2 protein-coding genes are annotated in these 2,636 nt (G+C 56.6%); one reads left to right on the forward strand and one right to left on the reverse strand.

Translation table 11 applies throughout. The features are described 5' to 3' along the window. The first annotated feature begins 2,161 nt into the window (after nucleotides 1-2,161). Nucleotides 2,162-2,362 (forward strand): DUF680 domain-containing protein, encoded by a 201-nt coding sequence (locus ACX3P1_RS27875; RefSeq protein ID WP_459083007.1) that lies wholly within the window; start codon nucleotides 2,162-2,164, stop codon nucleotides 2,360-2,362. An 89-nt stretch (nucleotides 2,363-2,451) separates the two neighbouring features. On the opposite strand, the gene ACX3P1_RS27880 is transcribed toward ACX3P1_RS27875, so the two are convergent. Then, nucleotides 2,452-2,636, reverse strand: a 185-nt coding sequence (locus ACX3P1_RS27880) for a hypothetical protein (RefSeq protein WP_459083009.1), incomplete at its 5' end; no start/stop codon positions are given.

Raw genomic sequence — 2,636 nt, forward strand, 5'->3', positions numbered from 1 at the left:
ATGCTGTCGCCCGTCGAATTCGAACGGCAGCAGAAAACGTAACCTGGGAGCGTCTACAAAACTCGGGGCTATTCAGAAATCAATACGAGGCCGCAGTCGCAATGTGGCTGGTGATGGTGAAAACTGCGTTAACGCAACTGATCTCAGCGATTTGTATCAAATACGGCTGTGGATATTTACCAACGCTTTGGGTGCCACTGCCATCCCACCAAAGGGCGCGGTGTGGCACGGTCGGGAGGTGGGGCATCACTCGACTGAGCCGGTCTCTAGCAACCATCGCGCCCACCCCTCGAAATGAAAACGCCACCTGTCGGAATTTAATAAAAAGCTGCTGTGGATATTTGCACCCCGGTCACCGGCTGCTGCCACAACAGTAGGCGGGCACGACGGAGAGCGGATTTGACCAGCGACTTTTCAGCCGCCCGGCTGCACCTTGAGCGCGCCTATGACTATCTTCGTGGAAACGACGAAACAAGCCGAAAGGTTTGCGTCGCTCTGGACCTGTTGATCGAGGCAGTTGCCACGTCAGAGCATGCCCGCCCAAGCGGCCAGGTCGTGCAGTTCCGTAAGCACCCAAAGAAGCGCTCAGACGGCCGTTAGGATCAAAGCCCGCGCATCCATCAGGACACGCGGGCGATCAATATTGCTGGCGTCGGGAAGATGGTCAGGCGTCCGGTTGCGAATTGTGGAGGATGGGCGTTAGATCGGGGATGGTGAGCAACCCCCAAGATCCACGAGAACTGGCCGCCAGCGCTTTGTGCCGACGCCATGGCCGTCATCCGCCTCTACATCCGTCGCCGCGCCAGGTACGTGTGTGCGGCCAATGAATTTTACGTCACGGCTAACCGGTTAATCGACAATCCAGAAACCCCGGACGATGTGCTGGATTCATAGAGAAGTTGAATTATTCGATCAACCCATACACCGCGCTGGTGTTTGTCAGGGTTCTTCAGTCGAAGGAAAAGAGCAGCACACCAAGGCGTCCGCCGCTCAATCTGCGTACCATGCCCCCCGAGTGTCATCGCAGATTTTGTGATTGCTGCTGACAAGTGGGTTGATGCGGTGGTCGCGCGATCACCCATGTTTGGCTGGATATTGAAGGTTTATCTAAACAGCAGGACCATCGAGCCGACCGCCACGACGCTGGCTAACAAAATACACCACAAGGCGCTACCGGCTGCAGCCTAACCGCCCCCCAACCCCGGCTCATCACCGGGGCTTTTTGTTTCAAAAATTCTCGAAGTCTGGCCGCCCGCATTCGCTGCTCTATGTCTCCACATATCCTGACGATCAAAGGATATGGAGGTTTCTATGGATCGGCGATCATTTTTAACCGGAATGCTCGGTATTGCAGGTGTCACGGCCCTTGTTGGCATAGCTCCGCCTGGTAGCGCGATGGCTGGCGTCATGCCCGGCGATGGTATTCGCGACGAACTGGACGAGCCCGCAACCGATTTATTCGATGGCGAAGGAAATCAGCCGGAGCTGGAGCCGGTCCAGTATCGGAGGGAGCGGGAGCGCCACTGGCGTCGTAATCATCGGCGTCATCACCGCCCACATAGACGGCGTGTTTGGAGAAGGGTCTGCCGAAGCTATTGGCGTCACGGCCGCCGCCGCGTTCGCTGCTTCCGCAAGCGTGTTTGGGTTTGGGGTTGAGCACGATCAAATATCGAGAGCCCTGCTTCGGCGTGGCTTTTTCTTGCACTACAGCCAGTAGACCGTAGAGACTACGCCTAGAAAGACAGCGACTGCGCACCAGGGCAGATGGTGCTTGATGAAACGAGCGCGGCGCTTTCGCCGTGTCTCGTCAACGAACTGGTATTTTCGCGCGCCCCGCCAATTCGCTGCATATTTGTCTTCGGCCATACCTCCCCATAGCAGTCGGGCGTTTCCAGCCCGTTTCCCCGTTCTGTAAATTGCCAGCGATCCTCGCTTCGTCGGGGCTTTTGTTACGCGCGATAACGAATGACTACACGCGGATAGTTCTCAATAATGAAACTATTACCTAGATGTCGTTCACTAATCATTGACAGTCTGTGCCAATCCCCGGTCTGGCGATCAGCACTCCAGCCTACCATCTTCGTATTGTCCAAGCGACATCAACCGCCCTTCGCCAGTGAGGCTTGAAGGGCATGACAACGAAGATTTAGGAGTGTTTGACATGAACAAGATCATTTTTACCGCAGCCACTGCCCTTCTGGTTTCTGCTGGTGCCGCGTTCGCCGGTGGCAGCGGTCAGTTCCCCGCCTACGAGCCTGTCGCGACGGCGTCTATCGATTATGGCACGACGGCTTCGATCTCGGCCGATCAAAACGGCACCGTGAAGGTTCAGGATTCGGACCGGGGCGTTTTTGGGCGCTAAGCGCTTCTCTAAAATTATGAATAATCGAGACAGAAGCGGCGGGCCATCGAGTGGCCCGCCGTTTTACTGTTTGTAGCGCCGCGTCGGCCCTAGACCGCTTCCTCACGTTGGACGAGGCCCCAGGCTCCGCCTTCGCCTACATCAAACCCACCCACCAAAAACAGCCGGCCGCAATCGCGGATCCGCAGATCGAGAGAACTACCACTACTTTGGTAGAAGTGAACGAGGCGGTTTGAGGAGGAGGTAGCGGCAGTGAGGGCAATGGCTTGGGGGT

This window comes from Mesorhizobium sp. A623, from assembly GCF_054489405.1.